Annotated in this window: 6 protein-coding genes and 1 pseudogene; 2 read left to right on the top strand and 5 right to left on the bottom strand. The window is 66.7% G+C overall.

Features of this window, described 5'->3' with window-relative positions:
- Nucleotides 1–734 precede the first annotated feature (734 nt).
- Nucleotides 735–1,136: a hypothetical protein gene (locus ABZZ74_RS52605; protein ID WP_356951227.1), complete on the top strand. Its 402-nt coding sequence runs from the start codon at nt 735–737 to the stop codon at nt 1,134–1,136.
- Nucleotides 1,137–1,155: 19 nt separating this feature from the next.
- On the opposite strand, the pseudogene ABZZ74_RS52600 reads toward ABZZ74_RS52605, so the two are convergent.
- From ABZZ74_RS52600 to ABZZ74_RS52590, 3 genes and pseudogenes are all read right to left on the bottom strand, one after another.
- Nucleotides 1,156–1,658 (bottom strand): annotated as a pseudogene (locus ABZZ74_RS52600) (IS5 family transposase).
- Complete coding sequence (locus ABZZ74_RS52595) at nt 1,562–1,948, bottom strand: hypothetical protein (protein WP_356951226.1); 387 nt, start codon at nt 1,946–1,948, stop codon at nt 1,562–1,564. The pseudogene ABZZ74_RS52600 and the gene ABZZ74_RS52595 overlap by 97 nt, the downstream one beginning before the upstream one ends.
- A 116-nt stretch (nt 1,949–2,064) precedes the next feature.
- Nucleotides 2,065–2,214: a hypothetical protein gene (locus tag ABZZ74_RS52590; protein ID WP_356951225.1), complete on the bottom strand. Its 150-nt coding sequence runs from the start codon at nt 2,212–2,214 to the stop codon at nt 2,065–2,067.
- 361 nt (nt 2,215–2,575) lie between these two features.
- Between ABZZ74_RS52590 and ABZZ74_RS52585 the strand changes: the two genes are divergently transcribed.
- Complete coding sequence (locus ABZZ74_RS52585; protein WP_356951224.1) at nt 2,576–2,965, top strand: hypothetical protein; 390 nt, start codon at nt 2,576–2,578, stop codon at nt 2,963–2,965.
- A gap of 76 nt (nt 2,966–3,041) precedes the next feature.
- On the opposite strand, the gene ABZZ74_RS52580 is transcribed toward ABZZ74_RS52585, so the two are convergent.
- Both ABZZ74_RS52580 and ABZZ74_RS52575 read right to left on the bottom strand, forming a co-directional pair.
- Entirely contained in the window at nt 3,042–3,608 is a 567-nt protein-coding gene (locus ABZZ74_RS52580; protein WP_356951228.1) for an alpha/beta fold hydrolase, read from the bottom strand.
- A 163-nt stretch (nt 3,609–3,771) separates the two neighbouring features.
- Complete coding sequence (locus tag ABZZ74_RS52575) at nt 3,772–4,602, bottom strand: transglutaminase-like domain-containing protein (RefSeq protein WP_356951223.1); 831 nt, start codon at nt 4,600–4,602, stop codon at nt 3,772–3,774.
- Between the last annotated feature and the right edge of the window lie 208 nt (nt 4,603–4,810).

Here is a 4,810-nt window from a genome sequence, read left to right as displayed (position 1 = left end):
GACCTTCGACAAGCCCTATCGTCCCAGCTCAGAGGCACTCCTCGCTTATTTGATCAACCCTCGGACGACCCTCTTCGTGAAAGCCCGAGGCTAGGATGCTCCCTACTCCTGCACACGCCGGAAACAGGTCAATCGGCATGCGGGCCAAGCCGCGGGGTGGATGGCGCAGCAGCTCCAGAACCGCGCCCGGCGCCGGGGCCGCGGCGCGGTCGCGGCCGCCGTCGAGCATCCCGCCTAACCTCATCGTTTTCGAGGAGCTTGAGGCCGGAGGGGTCGAGCTGCTGGACCGGCCCTACCGGGAGGGCCGCGCTCTGCTGGAGGACCTCTTCGCCCGGACAGTCCTCGGCGGGCCGTTCACACTGTGCCCGGCCGCCACCACGGACCGGGCGACCATGCTCGCCTGGCTTGTCCCCGGCGAACTCCAGGCGGCTCCTACGGCCTCCGAAGCCATGCTCGGTCCAGTGCCATCTGGTGGCGCCACCAGATGGCCCATCCTTCGGTAAACGATACGGCCCACGGAGACCACTCCTTTGCCGAAGAAGGGGCCGCGGACGCCCTTTCCCTGCCAGCAGAGGCGGCCGCATGTCGACGCCATGCGTGCCTACGCTCAGGCGACACCCCTATGAGCTGGTAACACGATCATGCGCCCCAGTCTCAGTAGTCGTGTCGTGGTGGAGCGTGGGAGCGTGGCCCTGGATCGTAGGCGATGGTCTGTGTGGGGAAGGGGGGGCTGGGTGAGCGTGGTGTGGGCGGCGACGTCGCCGGAATCAGGGCTGTTCCGTCCGGTTGAGAGACGTTCAGAGGTGAAGGATCTGTCAGACCGCTTCAACGACCTGCGTTCCCGTGGTCAGGGGTACGTCGAGGTTCGGTCGCCGAACAGGGAGTTCCCCGTGCTGATCCTGGCCTTCCGGGATCAGCACGCGGTCGTCCATCTGATGAGTGACACCGAGCGGATGTCGCTGCTCGCAGGAGACGGCACCGTGCCCTCGGGTGCCCAGGTCGAAGTCCCGATCATGGACGACCTCGCCACGTTCGCGGGCGACTTTGTCCTGGATACCGATCGGGCGTGGAACCTGGTGCACGACTTCACCCGGACGCGGGCGGCCGGCCCTCTGGGTGAGTGGTGTGAGCTGTAGCCGGAACCTCGTGACACGATCATGATCGGTGCTTCTTCAGTCGCCTCCAGCAGATGAGGCCGCAGGCCAATGAGACGAAGGCGTCGTGGAGTTCGGTTCGGCGTTCCCAGCGGACGGCGAGGCGCTTGAACTGGTGGAGCAGGGCGAAAGTCTGCTCCACGACGTAACGGAGCTTGCCCAGGCCCTTGATGTTCGGGGCGCCTTTGTGGGAGATGACCGGCAGGATCCGGCGGCGTCGCAGCTCATGGCGCACGGCCTTCGAGTCGTAGGCCTTGTCGCCGAGGAGCGAGTCGGGGCGTCTGCGTGGGCGGCCGGGCCGCCCAGCGACGGGCGGGATGCCATCAACGAGGGCGCGATCTGGGTGACGTCGTTGACGTTGGCCGCGGTGGTGATGACCTTGAGCGGAGTGCCGCGTCCGTCGCAGATCAGGTGGTGCTTGCTGCCCGTCTTGCGCCGGTCGACCGGCGACGGACCGGTGTCGGCTCCCCTTTTTTCGCGCGGATGTGGGAGCCGTCCACACACACGCGGGACCAGTCGAGTTCGCCGGCCGCGTTCAGCTCGGCGAGCAGTTCGTGCCCGCGCGTGCGGGTTGCCCGCGCGGTCGCGACACCTCCGTCGGCGGCGTACTCGGACAGTTCGACCGACGCCCGCTCCAGATCGAAGTCTTCTCGAGTGCGGTAGACCTTGGCGAAGTGCCGCTGGCCCGTTTGATCCACGATGGCGTAGTTGTCCGTCGCGGTGCCCTGCGGGGTTCGCGTTATGTCTGCCGGGTGCAGCCCGTACGCGAGCACCAGCGTGTCGGCGACCGCCATGATCTGCTCCCCCTCCGCGGTGCGGCCGGGTGTGGAAGGCGCGGCGACAGGTTTGGGGGCGGGCTGGTGAGATGCGGTGGACGTAGTCTCCTCGTCGAAGCGCACAGCGATAGCGGTCAGATGATGAGCGGGCTGCAGGCGGTCGGGTCGATCAGGGCGCGGGCACGGACCGTGGCCGCCAGGTGCTCAGTGAGCCGCGACCGGCCGCGCCGGGTACGGCGGGGCCGCAAGATCGCCGACGGACAGGGCTCCGTCAATGCGGTCATCTGATTGAGCCTCCCTCGTTCGGGTTGTCGCAGTGCCCGAGCCCGACCCGGCACCGCCACCAGCTGCCGGCAGGGGACCGGCCGACCAAGCCGACACCGCGGCCCCCTGCCGCTGCATTCGGCTCATCGAGGCGGTGAACGCGGTAACCGACACCGGCGTTTCGTGGCGACGGTGACCAGTTCGGCATCGCACAGGCGGGGCGTGGGGCCGACCAGCGGGGGCCGCGGCACCAGGTGGGGATGCTCGTCGCATAAAGTGCGGGCCCACGGGTGGCCACGTCATTCACCAAAAGATGATCTTGGGCACCTTCGTTCTCCGTCTCCGCCGGCATCCCTCGGGCCGCACCACCAGGAGGAACCAGTGTCATCCCCGCAAGTGATCACCCCCGCGGAGAAGCTCGCCGAGGCGAAGAAGCAGCTGGGTTTCCCGCGTATTGTTGCGATTTGCGGCTCCACTCGTTTCATGGCCGAGATGGCTGAGGCCGATCTGCGGGAGACCAAAGCCGGAAGGATTGTCGTCAAGCCGGGTTGCGACCTGAAGTCGCCGCACGAACTTTGGTCCGATCCTGTCGAGGCTCAGGCCCTGAAGGTTCGACTCGACGAACTGCACCGGTCGAAGATCCTGCTCGCCGATGAGGTGCTCGTTGTCGGCGACTACGTCGGAGACAGCACCCGAGCCGAAATCGCCTACGCCCGGTCGCTGGGCAGGCCCGTGCGGTTCACGCACCCCGAAGTCGACCCCGACGCTTGAGGGGCCGCCCCCACTCCCTTCGCAGGCTTGCGTTGGAGTAGGTCATCTAGCGGGTGGCGTGGTGGTGAAGGCGAGCTCAAGCAGCGGCGGAACGCATCGCGGCCGTGATGGCGGCAGCGAGAGGCTGCCGGTGGTTCATCAAGTAGAAGTGGTCGCCCTTGTATCTCTCGAGGCCGCGGAAGTGTGTGGTGAACGCTTGCCAGGCGAGCAGGCGGTCCTCGCTGATCAGCTTGTCGCAGTGGCCCCCGAATACCGAGAGCGGAACGGGCAGCGGTTCGGGGTCGCGGGGAGGAGTCCAGGTGTCCAGGAGTTTGAAGTCGTTGCGGAACACCGGGGCGAACGTGTGCCAGACGGCGTCGTTGTCGAGGAGCTGCGGTGTGCTGCCGCCGACGTTCCGCAGCCAGCCTCGCAGTCCGTCGTCGGACATCAGGTGAGGGCGGCCGTCGGCGCCGGTCTCGACTCGCGGGGCGCCGTAGGCGGACACGCCCAGCCAGTCCGGGAGCGGGTGCCCCTCGTCCTGAAGTCGGCGGGTGAGCTGGTAGGCGATGAGTGAGCCCAGGCTGTGGCCGAAGAACCCGAAGGGCCGGTCGAGCAAGGCAGCGATAGCGGTGTGGAAGTAGTCGACCTCGGCCGCCCTGACGATGCCCTCGGCCTCCTCGGCGTCGCCGTGGTGGGTACGTCGGTGAGTTTGAGGAACGGGTGTCGCTCAGGACCGAGAACGCATCGAGTTGAGGGGTGTGGGTGTCGGTGATTTTCGGCAACGCCAAGGGTCTTGTGTAGGGAGCATGGTCATGCTCCTGCCCGCCTTACCCGACGATGCGCGGGGGAACGGACAGGTCCTCGTCGGCGAACAGGCGGGTCAGGGCCAGTGGGTCGTCTTCGATGCAAGCAGCGGCGACCACGTCGATCAGCTGGTCGTACTCAGGTCCCGTCCTGTCTTCGTACGCTGCCGTCATGCGGCCCCATTCGTGCCAGGGCAGCGTTTCCAGCTTGCAGAGCGAGGCGAGGTCTCGGACGGCATTGCCGCTGATTTCGGCCCATCCCCAGGCGTGATCGGTGCCGGCTACCCCGAACGTGTCCGGGTCGATCAAGCCATTGCGGTACTGGGCCCACGCCTCGCCCCCGGTCAGGAACTCGCCGGGAGCGAGGTCCTCTGGGCGGTCGACGTGGCCCTTGCCGAGGATCTCGGAGTCGATACGCACCCAACGCGCCTGGCCGGCGTCCCAGTACTCGGTGATCCAGTGATCGAGGCCACGCCCCTCCACGAAGTAGGTGGCAAAACCGCACCGGGCGCGAGCGGGTATGCCACGCGTTCGCAAGAAGGCGCAGGCCATGGTGGCGAAGTGACGGCAGGTGCCGACCACCCGCGTCCTAGGCGTTCGGGCCTGGTGAAGCGGCGCAGGATCAAGGCCAGTCAGCACGGTAACCAGCTCGTTGACCGGCCGGATGTTCTTCTCTGCGATCCGGTCCTCAGAAATCCCTAACGCTGGGGCGTCCGTGGGCTGGATGACCAGGCTCTGCACCGCGGCGCAGATGCCCACCGGATCATCCGGCAGCCCTTCGATGAGCGGGAGTTGCGTCGCGTACAGGCTCGTAAAAGGCCCGGGCCTGGAGTAGTCGAGCACGTCATCGGTCATGACCGAGCATGTTAGAGGCAGGTGGCTTCGTTGATCTCTAGGAAAGGGACTGCTGTATGGACAGGTGACCGCTGTCACCCAATCCTGCAGCAGTCCCCGTCCGCAGGCGAGATGTGTCGGCGTCGGCTGAACCTGGACCCACTTTGGTCGGTTGAAATCTGACCCGGGTGTCTTCGGCTTGGTCGTTTCAGTCGTTGTCGCTGGTGGC

Source organism: Streptomyces sp. NPDC006476, assembly GCF_040612015.1.
In the GTDB taxonomy this organism is placed as follows: Bacteria; Actinomycetota; Actinomycetes; order Streptomycetales; family Streptomycetaceae; genus Streptomyces; species Streptomyces griseorubiginosus_B.
This window is presented reverse-complemented; position numbering and strand designations above follow the sequence as displayed.

What these genes read in the sequence shown, in the direction of transcription:
- ABZZ74_RS52595 (WP_356951226.1), bottom strand. Translation starts at nt 1,948, where the DNA reads ATGGCGGTCGCCGACACGCTGGTGCTCGCGTACGGGCTGCACCCGGCA.
- ABZZ74_RS52575 (WP_356951223.1), bottom strand. Translation starts at nt 4,602, where the DNA reads ATGACCGATGACGTGCTCGACTACTCCAGGCCCGGGCCTTTTACGAGC.
- ABZZ74_RS52590 (WP_356951225.1), bottom strand. Translation starts at nt 2,214, where the DNA reads ATGACCGCATTGACGGAGCCCTGTCCGTCGGCGATCTTGCGGCCCCGC.